The following is a 13,890-nucleotide window of genomic DNA, read 5'->3' on the forward strand; positions in this document are numbered from 1 at the left end:
GTCCCAGCTGCCCGCGAAGACGGACGCCTCGCGCAGCACGGTCCGCTCGGCGTCGTCCAGGAGGTCCCAGGACCAGTCGACGACGGCTCGCAGGGTCTGCTGGCGGGGCAGGGCCGTGCGGGCGCCGCTGGTGAGGAGGCGGAAGCGGTCGTCGAGGCGGTCGGCGATCTGGCGCGGGGTGAGCAGCCGCAGGCGGGCGGCGGCCAGCTCGATGGCGAGCGGCAGTCCGTCGAGTCGGCGGCAGATCTCGGCGACGGCCGCCGCGTCCTCCTCGGGGTCGAAGCCGGGCCGCACCGCCGTGGCCCGCTCGGTGAAGAGCCGGTGGGCGGGGTCGGGCGGGAGCGGCTCCACGGGGCGCACCGACTCGCCCGGCACGCCGAGGGGTTCGCGGCTGGTGGCGAGGATGGTGAGGCCGGGGCAGTGGGTGAGGAGGGCCTCGGCGAGCTCGGCGGCGGCACCGATGACGTGTTCGCAGTTGTCGAGGAGCAGGAGCAGGCTGCGCGGAGCGCAGTACTCGACGAGCAGGGCGATCGGGTCGTCCTGCGGGGCGGACAGTTCGCTGGTCATGAGCACGGTCTCGCGCAGACCGAGCGCGCTGACGACAGCGCCGGGCACCGCCTCCGGGTGGTCGAGCGGGGCGAGCTCGGCCAGCCATGCCTGCGGATGCCCGGCGGCGGCTTCCTCGGCGAGGCGGGTCTTGCCGGAGCCGCCCGGTCCTGTGAGGGTGACGAGGCGGGCCCTGTGCAAGTCCGAACGGATGGCCGCGAGTTCGGGTTCCCGGCCGACGAAGGATGTCAAGCGGGTGCGGATGTTCCCGTTCTGCTCGGTCCTGCCCGAGTGCCGGTGTGACGGTGACGGCTGTGACGGCGACGGCTGTGACGGCGACGGCTCGGGTGCCGCCGGTCTCTGGTCCGCCTGGGCTGGTCGCTCCGGCTGCCGCGGTGGGTGCGGCTGCTGTGACCACTGGGGCTGCTGAGGCTGCTGAGGCTGGGCCTGAGGCTGCTGGGGCTGCCCCACCGATCGCTCCGGTGTCTGCGACCCCGCCAGCAACTCCGCGTGCAGCGCCCGCAGCTCCGGCCCCGGGTCGGCGCCGAGTCCGTCGGCGAGGGACCGGCGCGCGTCCTCGTAGGCGGCGAGGGCGTCCGCCCCGCGCCCGGCGTCGCGCAGGGCGCGGATCAGCAGGGCGCGCAGTGTTTCGTCGTACGGCTGGGCGGTGGTCAGTTCCCGCAGCTCCGGTACGACGTCGGGGGCGCGGCCCAGGAGCAGGTCCGCCTCGATCCGCGCGCGGACGGCCTCGGCGCGCAGGGCCTCGGGGCGGGCCGCGGTGGTGCGGTCGGGCAGGTCGGCGAGGGCGGGGCCGCGCCACAGGGCGAGGGCGTCGCGCAGGGTGCGGGCGGCGAGGGCCGGCTCTTCGCGGTCCAGGGCCGCCCTGCCCTCGCGCGTGAGCTCCTCGAAGCGGTGCAGGTCGACGTCGGCGGGGGCGACGGCGAGGCGGTAGCCCCCGGGGGCCGACGCGACGGCGTCCTTGCCGAGTGCGCGGCGCAGACGGCCGACGAGGGCCTGCAGGGCGGCGGGGGCGTCGGCCGGCGGGTCGTCGGCCCAGACCTCGTCGATGAGGGTGCCGACGGTGGCCGTGCGGTTCGCGTGGAGCGCGAGGGCGGCGAGGAGGGCGCGCAGCCGCTGGCCCCCCACGGGCAGGGGGGCGCCTTGGTCGTCGTACGCCTCGGTGGCGCCCAGGATTCGGTACCGCACCACGTCATTCTCCCCGTACGGATGCGCGGGGGCGCGTGGTTTCTTTTCCGGCGCATGTCTCGGCGCACGTCTCGGCTTCCGGCGCACGTCGCCGGGCTCCGGACCGGGGCGAGTGCCCCCGCGTCCCGCTACCGCCCCGCTCCTAGGGCGCCCCTTTCCGGAACCACACTCCCCGTAGGGACGGCCCGCTGCCGTGCTGGAGTCCCCGTCCAGCACGTTCCTCTTCGCGACAGCAGTCGGCGCAGCCACAGTTCGGTGGAGACCAGGTCGGCCAGGCCGTCCAGCGGGAGCGGTTCCCCTTCGGCGGCCGCGCGCAGGGCCTTGCGGACGACGCGGGCCTCGACCAGGCCCGCCTGGGCGAGGAGCGGGGTGTCGAAGAGGGCGATGAGGTCGTCCACCGCCAGGCGGAGTCCGGTGCGGGCGGCGACCGCGTTCGAGGAGTGGGACGGGGTGCCCCAGCCGGCCGGCAGGTCGGCGACTCCGGCGCCTTCCAGGACGGTGCGCAGGATGGCGGCGCGCGCGCCGGGCTGCACGCGGAGGGCCTCGGGGAGTGCGCGGCAGGCGCGGACGACCTGGTTGTCGAGGAAGGGCGCGTGCAGGCGCTGGAAGCGCACCTCGGCCGCCTGTTCCAGGACGCGCAGGTCCGCGGCGTGCCGGGCGAGGGCCGCTCGCGCGCGGAACTCGCCGGGGCGCTGGCCGGGGCCGCCCGCACGCAGGGTGGTGTCCTGCAGACGAACCGATACTTCAGCGAGGGCCTCACCGGTGAGCCAGCGAGCGGCGGGTCCGGGCCTGGCCCACGCGAGGGCGGCGAGCGACGCCCCGACCGCCCCGCCCGGTTCGTCGAAGCGGCGGTGCAGCAGCCGGTCGGCGAGCGAGTCGACGCCGGCCCGGTGCGGCATGCGGGCGAGCTTGCGGGCGGCGCCGTACACGCGCGCGGGGACCAGCACCGACCCCCCGTCGGCCTTCGCCAGTGCCGCGACGGGGCGCACCATGTGGCGCCGTCTGCGGTCCATGAGGAGGTCGGCGAGGCGGGCGGGGTGGGCGTCGAGGACCTGCCGGGCGCCGTGGCCCGTGAAGTGGTCGGCGCTGCCCGAGGAGAGCCGCGCGCGGTGGCGCTGGGCGGTCACCAGGGTGGAGCTCGGCTCGTCCGTCAGCGGTCCTTCGAGGTCGGCGTAGGGCAGTGCTTCCTCGCCCGCGGCGACGACCACGTGGTGCAGGCGGGGGTTGGCCGCGATGGCGCCGGCCCGCTCCAGTTCGGCCTCGCGGCCGTTGACGGCCAGGTCGTTGAAGGTGACGGCGAGGAGGCGCTCGCCCGCGCCCGTGCCGTGCCCGAGGACCGTGCCGGGCATCCCGGGCAGACCGGCCGCGAGGAGAGCGAGGGTGCCCGAAGCGGGTCCTCCGGAGAGGTCGGCTCCGATGCCGGGCACCGGCATGCCACGCGCCGCGCGCCGTTCGGCGGGCCCCATGCCGGGCACCGGCCCCGGGTCGACGTCCATGCCCGGCACGTGGCGTGGGGCGGTGAGGCGGGCGCGTACCGCCTCGATGAGGGCGTCGCGTACGCCGTCCACGGCGCTGTCGGCGTCGGCCGTGGGCGCCGCGACGGCCAGCGAGGCCACCGGTTCGTACCCGGCGATCTCCCGTGCGCCCGCGCGCAGGATCAGCGCGTGCCCCGGTGGTACGCGTCGCACGCCCTGGTACGGGGTGGAGTCGTGCAGCGCCTCGGGGACGTCGGGGGCGGCGAGCAGTGCCGCGAGGTGGCCGATGTCCAGGTGGGCCTCGATGAGGTCGGCCAGCGGCAGCGCGGCCGTCGCGTAGGCCGTGCCGCCCGCCCAGGGGGTGAAGAAGACGGGGCGGGCGCCCGCGAGGTCGCCGGCGATCATGACGCGGCGGCCGACCTGGACGACCGCGGTGTAACTGCCGGACCAGGCGGTCAGATGGCGCAGGGCACCGCCCCGGGCGGCGAGGAGGCCGACCCGCAGCTCGTCGTCGGAGGCTCCGCAGACGCCGAGGACCGCGATGCGGGTCTGCTCGTCGGCCGTCACTGTGCGTACTTCGTCGGCCCGCCAGTCGCCGACCGCCCAGAGCGGATCCGGGTCGCCCCACAGGAGTTGGGAGCCCACGGGGTGCACGGTCTCGCCGTCGTCACCGGTGGCTCCGGCCGAGCCCACCACCGAGGGTCTCGCGGTGGTACTGCTCCACCCCACCAACCACCGCATCGCTGCCTCCACAGGCTGTGGACAGATCTGGGGGTCCCATGCTGCCACGAAGGAGGCGTGCGGGAAGGGCCGCGGGGCCGCTTGAGCGGCGGTGAATGCGCCCTGGGAGGGCGGTAGTTGAAGCCTAGAACGAAGGTGCTCTTCTTGGAGATGCCTTGGATATGCCTGGAGGGTGCCTTGAGCGTGCCTTGCGAGCGTCCTGTGCGCAGGGCGTACGCGGTCCTCACGAGGGTGGGCGCACTCCACGCTCGTGGGCGAAATGACCGTCCCTGTACAGGGATGCTTTTCGGCCAAATCGGCCTGTGATGGGCCCACGGCGGAACCGTTCGGAGGCAACACACAGCCCGGGAGGCGGTGTTCGCCTCCCGGACCGGTCCGCCGCCCGCGGGGATGGAGGCGGCGGTGTCCCCCAGCCCACTGACTCCAGCGCAGCGGGCCGACCCACGCATCGCCAATGGAAGCGCTCCCCCCATGGCCGGAGAAGAGCGCACACACGGGCGCACGGCCACACGGCGGGAGCACGCGGCGCCGTCGGCGCACCTCCGCACGGACAACAATCTCGCCATCCGGAACTGCGCCTCTTAACGCTTGGGATGCGGCGAACTACGCTGTGTGTGCTGATGTTTTCGCGGAGGCATATACCTGGAGGATCGGCCAAACGCTCTTGCGGCCGCCATTCCGGCCACCGCGCGCGGAGCCCGGGGCAGGACGCCCGGAATCGCGGCGCGCGACGGCTCGGGCCGGGCTGCCCCCGGGGGAACGCAGCACGAATGCCGTGCGGTCCAGTCACCGCCCGGCAGCCGTCTGTGTCGAGGGGTGGCGCATGTCCAGGGAGCAACGCGGGCCGAACGAAAAACTCGGCACCGTTCTCGCCCTCGCGGGAATCAGCAATGCGGGACTCGCCCGCCGGGTCAACGACCTCGGCGCACAACGCGGGTTGACGCTCCGTTACGACAAGACATCGGTGGCCCGCTGGGTGTCCAAGGGCATGGTGCCGCAGGGCGCCGCCCCGCATCTGATCGCGGCGGCCATCGGACAGAAGCTCGGCCGCCCGGTGCCGCTGCACGAGATCGGCCTCGCGGACGCCGACCCCGCGCCGGAGGTGGGCCTCGCCTTCCCCCGTGACGTGGGCGCGGCGGTGAAGTCCGCGACCGAGCTGTACCGCCTCGATCTGGCGGGCCGGCGCGCGGGCGGCGGGATCTGGCAGTCCCTGGCCGGCTCCTTCGCGGTCAGCGCGTACGCGACACCCGCGTCGCGCTGGCTGATAACCCCGGCCGACAGCTCCGTCGCACGCGACGTCTCGCGCGAGGCGCCCCGCGACGCCGTGCACGCCGACGACAGCGGCGCGCCGATGAAGGTCGGCCACAGCGACGTACTGAAGCTGCGGGAGGCCGCCGAGGACGCCCGCCGCTGGGACTCCAAGTACGGGGGCGGGGACTGGCGTTCCTCGATGGTCCCGGAGTGCCTGCGCGTCGAGGCGGCGCCCCTGCTGCTCGGCTCGTACTCCGACGAGGTCGGACGCGCCCTCTTCGGAGCGTCGGCCGAGCTGACCCGGCTCGCCGGGTGGATGGCCTTCGACACCGGCCAGCAGGAAGCCGCCCAGCGCTACTACATCCAGGCGCTGCGGCTCGCGCGCGCGGCGGCCGACGTCCCCCTGGGGGGGTACGTCCTGGCGTCCATGTCCCTCCAGGCGACGTACCGCGGCTTCGGGGACGAGGGGGTCGACCTCGCGCAGGCCGCCCTGGAGCGGAACAGGGGCCTGGCGACCGCCCGCACCATGAGCTTCTTCCGCCTCGTCGAGGCACGGGCACACGCGCGTGCCAACGACGCGCAGGCCGCGGGGGCGGCGCTGCGGGCCGCCGAAGGGTGGCTTGAGCGGGCCAGGGACGGCGACCACGACCCCACCTGGCTCGGCTTCTACTCGTACGACCGCTTCGCCGCCGACGCCGCCGAGTGCTACCGCGACCTGAAGGCGCCGCGGCAGGTGCGGCGCTTCACGGAGCAGGCGCTGTCCCGCCCCACGGAGGAGTTCGTGCGGTCGCACGGCTTACGCCTCGTGGTGTCGGCGGTCGCCGAGCTGGAGTCCGGGAACCTCGACGCGGCGTGCGAGCAGGGGACGCGGGCGCTGGAGGTCGCCGGACGGATCTCGTCCGCGAGGACCACGGAGTACGTGAAGGACCTCCTCCACCGCCTGGAGCCGTACGGGGACGAGCCGCGGGTGGTCGAGCTCCGCGAGCGGGCCCGGCCCTTGCTGGTGGCCCCGGCGTAGGCGGGACTCCCGCCGCCCGCGATGCCCGCGTGTCCGGGGTGCCCGCGGCGCGGGGTGAACCAGCGGCTGAGGCCGGGTGAACCGGCGCGGAGCGGTGGGGAAGCATCCGGCGCCCGGGGTTTGGCGGCGTTGTCAGTGGCGCAGGGCAGTATCTGTGGAGGGAGGTGAGGCGCGGTGAAGAAGGTCGCGTACGACTGCGACGTGCTGGTGATCGGCGGCGGCATCGTCGGGCTCGCGACGGCGTATGCGCTCACGCGCGGCGCTCCCGGCACCACGGTCACGGTCCTGGAGAAGGAGCCGGGCCCCGCCCGCCACCAGACGGGCCGCAACAGCGGCGTGATCCACAGCGGGATCTACTACCGCCCGGGCTCGCTCAAGGCGAGGTACGCGGTCCGCGGCGCCGCCGAGATGGTCAAGTTCTGCGCGGAGTACGGCATAGCGCACGAGGTCACCGGCAAGCTGATCGTCGCCACGGAGCGGGACGAGCTGCCCCGCCTGCACGCCCTCGTCCAGCGCGGCAGGGAGAACGGCATCCCGGTGCGCGAGCTGGGCCCCGCCCAGATAGTCGAGTACGAGCCGGAGGTCCGCGGCCTCGCCGCCATCCACGTCGGGACGACGGGGATCTGCGACTACAGCGCGGTGGCGCGGCACCTGGCCGACGCCTCCGGTGCCGAGATCCGGTACGGCGCGGCCGGTGAGGCCGTCCGCATCGACCGCCGCCCCGACCGCGGCGTCGCGGTCCGCACCGCCGACGGCTCCGTCGTCCGCGGCAAGGTCCTGGTCAACTGCGGAGGGCTGCACTGCGACGAGATCGCGCGGCTCACCGGCGACGACCCGGCCATGCGGATCGTCCCGTTCCGCGGGGAGTACTTCGAGCTGGCCCGCCCCGAGCTGGTGCGCGGCCTCGTCTATCCCGTGCCCGACCCGGCCTTCCCCTTCCTCGGCGTCCACCTCACCCGGGGCATCGACGGCGGCGTCCACGTCGGCCCGAACGCGGTCCCCGCGCTCGCCCGCGAGGGGTACGACTGGTCGGTCATCCGCCCCCGCGAGCTCGCCGGCACCCTCGGCTGGCCCGGCTCCTGGCACCTGGCCCGCCGCCACTGGCGGTACGGGGCGGGTGAGCTGCGCCGCTCCGCCTCCAAGTCCGCCTTCACCGACGCGGTGCGCAGGCTGCTGCCCGCGGTCCGCCCCGCCGACCTGGTCCCGGCCCCCGCGGGCGTCCGCGCCCAGGCCGTCCTGCGGGACGGCACACTGGTCGACGACTTCCTGATCCGGGAGGGACCCCGCACGGTCCACGTGCTGAACGCGCCCTCGCCGGCCGCGACGGCGTCCCTCCCCGTGGGCAGGGAGGTCGCCCGCCGGGCGCTGGGCGTGCTCCGGGGCGAGTGAGGCCCCCGGGGCCCGGTCGCGGGGCGCGACCCCACCCCCGCCCGCCCCGTAAAATTGCCGCACTGTGTCTGACTCTTCCCGTATCCCCGACGCCTCCGGCGGCCCCGGCAGCTCCGATGTCCCCCGGTCCGGCGGCCGGGCGCAGGCCGCGCCGCGGTTTCCCGGCGGTCCCTCGCCCGACCCCGCGGGCTCGCACCACGAGCGGCGGATCCGCAGCTTCCAGCCACGCCGCAGCCGGGTGACCACCAGCCAGGAGGACGCGCTGCGCCGCCTCTGGCCCCAGTGGGGCCTGGACATCGACGGGCTGCGCACGCTGGACCTCGCCGAGCTCTTCGGGGACGGCGAGACGCCGTCCGCCAAGCCCGTCGTCCTGGAGATCGGCTTCGGCATGGGCGAGGCCACCGCCCAGATGGCCGCCGCCGACCCGGACACCGGCATCCTCGCCGTCGACGTGCACACGCCGGGACAGGGCAACCTCCTCGCCCTCGCCGAGCGGGGCGGCCTGACCAACGTCCGCGTGGCCAACGGCGACGCGATCATCCTGCTCCGCGAGATGCTGGCGCCCGCCTCGCTCGACGGCCTCCGCGTCTACTTCCCTGACCCCTGGCCCAAGGCCCGCCACCACAAGCGCCGCCTCATCCAGCCGGAGTTCCTGACGCTCGCCGCGCCCTCCCTCAAGCCCGGCGCGCTGCTGCACTGCGCGACGGACTGGGAGCCGTACGCCGAGCAGATGCTGGAGGTGCTCACCGCGCACCCGGACTTCGAGAACACCCAAGCCGACGGCGGATACGCGCCGCGCCCCGACTTCCGCCCCCGCACCCGCTTCGAGGGCCAAGGCCTGGACAAGGGGCACGTCGTCCACGACCTGCTGTTCCGCCGCGTCGCCCCGTCGCAGGACTGAGGCACCGTCGCGGCCGCCCGCCACCCTCGTTAGGGTCGACGACGTGGCCATCAGTCCTCCGTATCCGATACCCCCCGAGGCGCCCGCCCCGGGGGCGCTGCGCCGCGTCCACTGGTGGCAGCGGCGCGCGATACGCGTGGCCGCGCTCGTCACCCTGCTCGCCCTCTCCGGCCTGGTGATCCTGGCCCTGGTCAGGGAGCAGACCGGCACCGAGGGCTTCCTGGTCGGGCTCGGCCTCGCGACCGTGCCGGTGCCGCTGCTCGTCGCCGCGTTCCGCTGGCTGGACCGGGTGGCACCGGGCCCCTGGCGGAACCTCCTCTTCTCCTTCTCCTGGGGCGCCTGCGCGGCCGCGCTCATAGCGATCGTCGCGAACAGCTTCGCGATCCGCTGGATAGCCACCGCCACCGCCGACCCCAGCAGCGCCGACACCCTCGGCGCCACCGTCATCGCCCCGGTCGTCGAGGAGAGCGCAAAGGCCGCGGCCGTCCTGCTCGTCTTCCTCTTCCGCAGACGCGACTTCACCGGCATCGTCGACGGCATCGTCATCGCCGGGGTGACCGCGACCGGGTTCGCGTTCACCGAGAACATCCTCTATCTGGGCAACGCCTTCGTCACCGACCAGCTCAGCCGCGAGAGCGGCCTCGCGTCGGTGACGGCCGCGACCTTCTTCGTCCGCGTCGTCATGTCCCCGTTCGCCCACCCGCTGTTCACCGTCCTGACGGGCATCGGCTTCGGCATCGCCGCGCTCTCGGCCGACCGCGGGCACCTGCGCCGCGTGCTGCTCCCGCTCACCGGACTACTGCTCGCGATGGGCGTGCACGCGCTGTGGAACGGCTCGACGGTCTTCGGGCAGTACGGCTTCTTCGCCGTGTACGCCCTCTTCATGCTCCCGGCGTTCGGCCTGCTGACCTGGCTGGCGATCTGGACCCGGCAGCGCGAACTTCGCATGATCCGCAACGAGCTGCCCGTCTACACGGCGGCGGGCTGGCTCACGCCGCCCGAGCCGTACGCGCTCGGCTCGATGCGCGCCCGCTCACTGGCCCGCGACTACGCCTCGTACACCTGGGGTAAGGCCGCGGCCCGCACGGTCACGGAGTACCAGACGTACGCGACGTCGCTCGCGTTCCTGCGCCACCGGGGCCGCCTCGGGCGGGCCGGGGCCGACTTCGTCGTACGCGAGCGGGAACTTCTCGAAAAGCTCTGGGAGCGCCGCGAACCGGCCCGCCCCGCGCTGGCGTACGCGGCCGGGGCGACGGCGCCGGTGAGGCCCCCGATGCCGTACGCGCCGTACGGCCCCGGCCCCTCCCCGTACGGCCCTCCCCCGTACGGGCAGCCGCAGCCCCACCCGGCGTACGGCTACCCGGCGTACAACCCCTACCGCGACGCCTGACCGCCGGGCGTCAGGCGGACGCGGCGGTCAGCGCCGCGACCTCCGCCTCCGTCAGCTCCAGGTCGCCGACCGCGAGCAGGGCGGGCAGCTGCTCCACCGTGCGCGCGGAGGCGATCGGCGCCGCGACGGTCGGCTGTGCCGCGAGCCAGGCGAGCGCCACGGTCGCGACCTGGGCGCCCCGCGCCCCGGCGATCTCGTCGAGCGCGGCGAGGACACGGTCGCCCCGCTCGCTCCCCACGTACTCCTCGACCCGGCCGCTCCGCGCGCTCTCCACCTTGGCGCCCTTGCGGTACTTGCCGGTGAGGAAGCCGGACGCGAGCGCGTAGTACGGGACGGCCGCGAGGCCGGAGCGGGAGGCGACCTCCTGGAGCGGGCCCTCGTAGGTGTCGCGGGAGACGAGGTTGTAGTGCGGCTGGAGCGCGACATACCGCGCGAGGCCCTCGCGGTCGGAGAAGTCGAGGGACTCCTGGAGCCGCTCGGGGGTGATGTTGGAGGCCGCGATCGCCCGCACCTTGCCGTCCCGCACCAGCCCGTCGAGCGTTCCGATGATCTCCTCGACGGGGACCGACGGGTCGTCGTAGTGGGTGTAGTAGAGGTCGATGTAATCGGTGCCGAGGCGGCGCAGCGAGGCGTCGACCGCGCCCTTGACGGTGGTCGCGGAGAGGCCCTTGTACTCGGGGTGGGCGCCGGCCTTCGTGGCGATGACGACGTCGGAGCGGTTGCCGCGCTCGGCCAGCCACTCGCCGATGAGGTTCTCGGACTCGCCGCCCCGGTTGCCCTCCACCCAGGCCGAGTAGACGTCGGCGGTGTCGATGAAGTTGCCGCCGGCCGCGGTGTAGGCGTCGAGGACGTCGAAGGACGCCGTCCGGTCGGCGGTCCAGCCGAAGACGTTGCCGCCGAGGGAGAGCGGGAACACTTCGAGGTCGGAAGAGCCAAGCTGGCGAAGAGAAGTCATACGTCCCTCAACACCGCCACCGGAAACCGAATTCCGTTCACCGGGCCGGCAGCGGGGTCACGTCAGGGGTTCAGGCCCTTGCTCCGCAGCCAGCCGAGCGGGTCGATCCCGGAGCCGCCGGGCGTGTGGACCTCCAGGTGGAGGTGCGGACCGGTGACGTTGCCCGTCGCGCCGACGCGGCCGATGACGTCGCCCGTGTTGACCTTCTGGCCCGCGCTGACGTTGAGCGAGGACTGGTGGCAGTACCAGACCTCCGTGCCGTCCTCCAGTTCGAGCACGGTGCGGTAGCCGTACGCGCCCGCCCAGCCGGCCTCCTTGACGGTGCCGGTGTGCACGGCCTTGAGGGGGGTACCCGTGGGAGCGGCGAAGTCCAGACCCGTGTGGTGCCCGGAGGACCACATGGAACCGGCGTCACCGAAGTGCGACGTGAGGGTGTACGAGGAGGTGGGGATGGCGTAGCTCTTGGCGAGCTTGGCCAGGCGCTCGGCCTCGGCCTTCGCCTTCCGGGCCTCCTCTTCCTTCTTCTTCTTGGCCGCGGCCTCGGCGTCCGCCGCCTTCTCGGCCGCCTTCTGCTGGTCGGCCGCCTCTTCGGCGGCCTTCTTGACCGCGGCCTCCTCGGCCGCCGTCCGCACGGCGGTGTCCGCCTGCTCCTGCTGGTTCTCGGCCTGCTGCATGATGCGGGCGCGCAGCGCCTCGCCCGCGTCGGTGGTGCCCTGCTGGGCGTCGGCGGTGCTGACACCGGCGGCGGTGAGCGGGGCGGCGGCCACGGCCGTGGTCGTCTCCGGCGTGTCGTCGGACATCAGGGACCCGACGCCCGGCAGGGACTCGGCGGCCGGCAGCGAGTCCGCGACGGCGCCCACGCCCGGCAGGTCGGGCAGGGATATGGAGACCGGCGGCTTGCCGTCCTGCGCGGTGGCGATGCCGCCCGCGCCGACAGCGGCGATGACGCCCACGCCGAGCACGGTGGAGCTGCGGGCGAGCCCGCCGCCGCTCTTCTTGTGCACGCGGTGCCTGCCGCGGACGGGACGGATGGACTCCTCGGTGGGGTTCCACTCCTCGAAGGATTCGAGGGGGCCCTCGTCGTACGAGCCGAAGTCGTCGTCATTCGGCACGTACACGGCTCGGGGGGCAGGCCGGTTGGACGCCACTGGGGCGCGCTCCTTTCCTTCCTTCTCGCCTACCGGGTTAGCTGACGGGTTCGGAGCAGGAAGGTCTCCTACGAACACCTGGCACGGAGGCACAGCTGCCCGATTCACCCCAAGTTGGTGGTTCCCCGGCTCCCTTGCGGGATTAGGCGCGTGCGCGCGGAGCCGTCTCTAGTGACGGCTGGGACGACCGCGCTGCGTTATCGAACGTTAATAGACAGGGGGTCCGTATTCCAAGCCGTTCGGGTTGATCGTTAACGCTCATCGGCCGTACGTACCGGGACACGAGGGTGCGGACCGGGTCGAGTTGGCCCCCGATCTTCAAACACCGGAGCTTTACATTTCCTTGATCGTGTGTCAGTTGTTATGCGGAGTGGTGCACTTCAGTCACCGGTGGTGACCTCCGGATCGCCGGTGGCGGGCCGCCGCACCGCGAGCAGCGCCATGTCATCCGTCATGGCGCCCCCCGTGTGCCGCCGCACCTCCCCCGCGAGGGCGGCGAGCAGCGCGTGCGGGCCGCCCCGGCCCGGGAAGATCCGCCCGCCGAGCCGCGCCGCGGGATCGTAGAACTCCCCCGCCGCGTCGCGCGCCTCCGACAGGCCGTCCGTGTAGAAGAGCAGCGTCGCGCCGGGCGGGAACTCCGACTCGTCCGCCCGGTCCGGCCAGACCCCCAGGTCGCCCATGCCGAGCGGCAGCGCGGGCTCGCTCGCCGACATGACGCACAGCCGCCCGTCGCCGCGCAGCAGCAGCGGCGGCGGGTGCCCGCGGTTGATCAGGCGTACGGAACCCTCGCCGTGCCGGATCTCCGCGAGGACGGCGGTGGTGAACCCCTCGAACGCGTCGAGACCGTCGCGCCGGGTCCCCTCGCGCGCCAGCGCCCGCTCCAGGCGCTGCGCCACCGCCTCCAGGGTGGCCTCCTGCTCGGCGGCCTCCCGGAAGGCACCGATGACGACGGCGACCGCCGCGACCGCGCCCATGCCCTTTCCGCGTACGTCGCCGACGATGAGCCGCACGCCGTGCGGGGTGTCCTGCACCGCGTACAGATCGCCCCCGATGAACGCGTCCGCCTGCGCGGCCTCGTACCGTGCCGCGATGTCGAGCCCGCCGATGCGCGGGTCCGGCGCGGGCAGCACGGCGCGCTGGGTGGCCTCGGAGATGGAGCGGGCGATGGCGAGCCGGTCGTTGCCGCGGCGCACGACACGGTTGATCACGATCGCGAGGGCGGCGACGGTCGCCACGGTGACCACTTCGGTGACGACCTCGACATGGCTGCTGACGCCGTTGCCGTAGTGCAGGAAGAGGACGGCGCCGGTGGCCGCCGCGCCGGTCAGGACGGTACTGAGCAGCGAGTAGAAGGGAGCGGCGATCAGCGGGGCGGCCGTGAAGAGCGGGGCGGCGGTGAACTCCGGCGGGGTCGCGGCGTCGTAGCAGACCCCGACGATGAGCAGCAGGAGCGGCAGGACCCGCACGAAGGCACGCTCGGGACCGGTGGCACCCCTGGCCCCCTTGGCCCCCCTGACCCTCCCGTCGTCGGGTCCTCCTCGCTGCCCCACCGCTTGTCTCCCGCCGACTCCGCGCCCATGACCGCGCTCCACCCAGGGTTCCCGCAGCGGGAGGAGGCTGCGACCTGGTGCGGGCCGGGCGGGTGACGTCACACCCGCGCCCGAACGAAACACCCGGGCCCGGAAAACACCCAGGGCCCGGAACCATGTTCTGGTTCCGGGCCCTGGGTCTTCAGTAGCGGGGACAGGATTTGAACCTGCGACCTCTGGGTTATGAGCCCAGCGAGCTACCGAGCTGCTCCACCCCGCGTCGGTAAACCCAACAGTACGCCATCCGGAGGGGTGCGTCGAACCACTTGACTCAGGGTGGG

9 protein-coding genes, 1 tRNA gene and 1 riboswitch are annotated in these 13,890 nt (G+C 73.9%); of the genes, 4 read left to right on the forward strand and 6 right to left on the reverse strand.

Annotated features, from left to right (window positions below; all coding sequences use genetic code 11):
* Both AB0H82_RS13000 and AB0H82_RS13005 read right to left on the reverse strand, forming a co-directional pair.
* Nucleotides 1–1,752 (reverse strand): BTAD domain-containing putative transcriptional regulator (locus AB0H82_RS13000; RefSeq protein WP_362992214.1); only part of this gene is annotated, 1,752 nt, incomplete at its 3' end.
* Between the two features lie 128 nt (nt 1,753–1,880).
* Nucleotides 1,881–3,968, reverse strand: a complete 2,088-nt coding sequence (locus tag AB0H82_RS13005) for an asparagine synthase-related protein (protein WP_362991899.1) — start codon at nt 3,966–3,968, stop codon at nt 1,881–1,883.
* An 823-nt stretch (nt 3,969–4,791) separates the two neighbouring features.
* On the opposite strand from AB0H82_RS13005, the gene AB0H82_RS13010 reads away from it, so the two are divergent.
* From AB0H82_RS13010 to AB0H82_RS13025, 4 genes are all read left to right on the forward strand, one after another.
* Nucleotides 4,792–6,237 (forward strand): MFS transporter, encoded by a 1,446-nt coding sequence (locus AB0H82_RS13010; RefSeq protein WP_362991901.1) that lies wholly within the window; start codon nt 4,792–4,794, stop codon nt 6,235–6,237.
* Nucleotides 6,238–6,411: 174 nt separating this feature from the next.
* Nucleotides 6,412–7,626: an L-2-hydroxyglutarate oxidase gene (gene lhgO, locus AB0H82_RS13015; protein ID WP_362991903.1), complete on the forward strand. Its 1,215-nt coding sequence runs from the start codon at nt 6,412–6,414 to the stop codon at nt 7,624–7,626.
* 82 nt (nt 7,627–7,708) lie between these two features.
* Nucleotides 7,709–8,527: a tRNA (guanosine(46)-N7)-methyltransferase TrmB gene (trmB, locus tag AB0H82_RS13020; RefSeq protein WP_362992216.1), complete on the forward strand. Its 819-nt coding sequence runs from the start codon at nt 7,709–7,711 to the stop codon at nt 8,525–8,527.
* A gap of 43 nt (nt 8,528–8,570) precedes the next feature.
* Nucleotides 8,571–9,917 (forward strand): PrsW family intramembrane metalloprotease, encoded by a 1,347-nt coding sequence (locus tag AB0H82_RS13025; RefSeq protein ID WP_362991905.1) that lies wholly within the window; start codon nt 8,571–8,573, stop codon nt 9,915–9,917.
* A 10-nt stretch (nt 9,918–9,927) separates the two neighbouring features.
* On the opposite strand, the gene AB0H82_RS13030 is transcribed toward AB0H82_RS13025, so the two are convergent.
* From AB0H82_RS13030 to AB0H82_RS13045, 4 genes are all read right to left on the reverse strand, one after another.
* Nucleotides 9,928–10,872, reverse strand: a complete 945-nt coding sequence (locus AB0H82_RS13030) for an aldo/keto reductase (protein ID WP_362991907.1) — start codon at nt 10,870–10,872, stop codon at nt 9,928–9,930.
* Between the two features lie 62 nt (nt 10,873–10,934).
* Nucleotides 10,935–11,984 carry a M23 family metallopeptidase gene (locus tag AB0H82_RS13035; protein ID WP_362991909.1) on the reverse strand — a complete coding sequence of 350 codons (1,050 nt, stop codon included), beginning with the start codon at nt 11,982–11,984 and terminating at the stop codon, nt 10,935–10,937.
* Nucleotides 11,985–12,031: 47 nt separating this feature from the next.
* Nucleotides 12,032–12,179: riboswitch (cyclic di-AMP (ydaO/yuaA leader) on the reverse strand.
* Nucleotides 12,180–12,400: 221 nt separating this feature from the next.
* The gene (locus AB0H82_RS13040) at nt 12,401–13,486 is read right to left on the reverse strand and encodes a PP2C family protein-serine/threonine phosphatase (protein WP_362991911.1); all 1,086 of its coding nucleotides are present in this window, start codon (nt 13,484–13,486) and stop codon (nt 12,401–12,403) included.
* A gap of 269 nt (nt 13,487–13,755) precedes the next feature.
* A tRNA-Met gene (locus AB0H82_RS13045) sits at nt 13,756–13,829 on the reverse strand.
* Nucleotides 13,830–13,890: the final 61 nt, after the last annotated feature.

The sequence above is a fragment of the Streptomyces sp. NPDC050732 genome, from assembly GCF_040654255.1.
Taxonomy (GTDB): Bacteria; Actinomycetota; Actinomycetes; order Streptomycetales; family Streptomycetaceae; genus Streptomyces.

What these genes read in the sequence shown, in the direction of transcription:
- AB0H82_RS13005 (WP_362991899.1), bottom strand. Translation starts at nt 3,968, where the DNA reads ATGCGGTGGTTGGTGGGGTGGAGCAGTACCACCGCGAGACCCTCGGTG.
- AB0H82_RS13010 (WP_362991901.1), top strand. Translation starts at nt 4,792, where the DNA reads ATGTCCAGGGAGCAACGCGGGCCGAACGAAAAACTCGGCACCGTTCTC.
- AB0H82_RS13030 (WP_362991907.1), bottom strand. Translation starts at nt 10,872, where the DNA reads ATGACTTCTCTTCGCCAGCTTGGCTCTTCCGACCTCGAAGTGTTCCCG.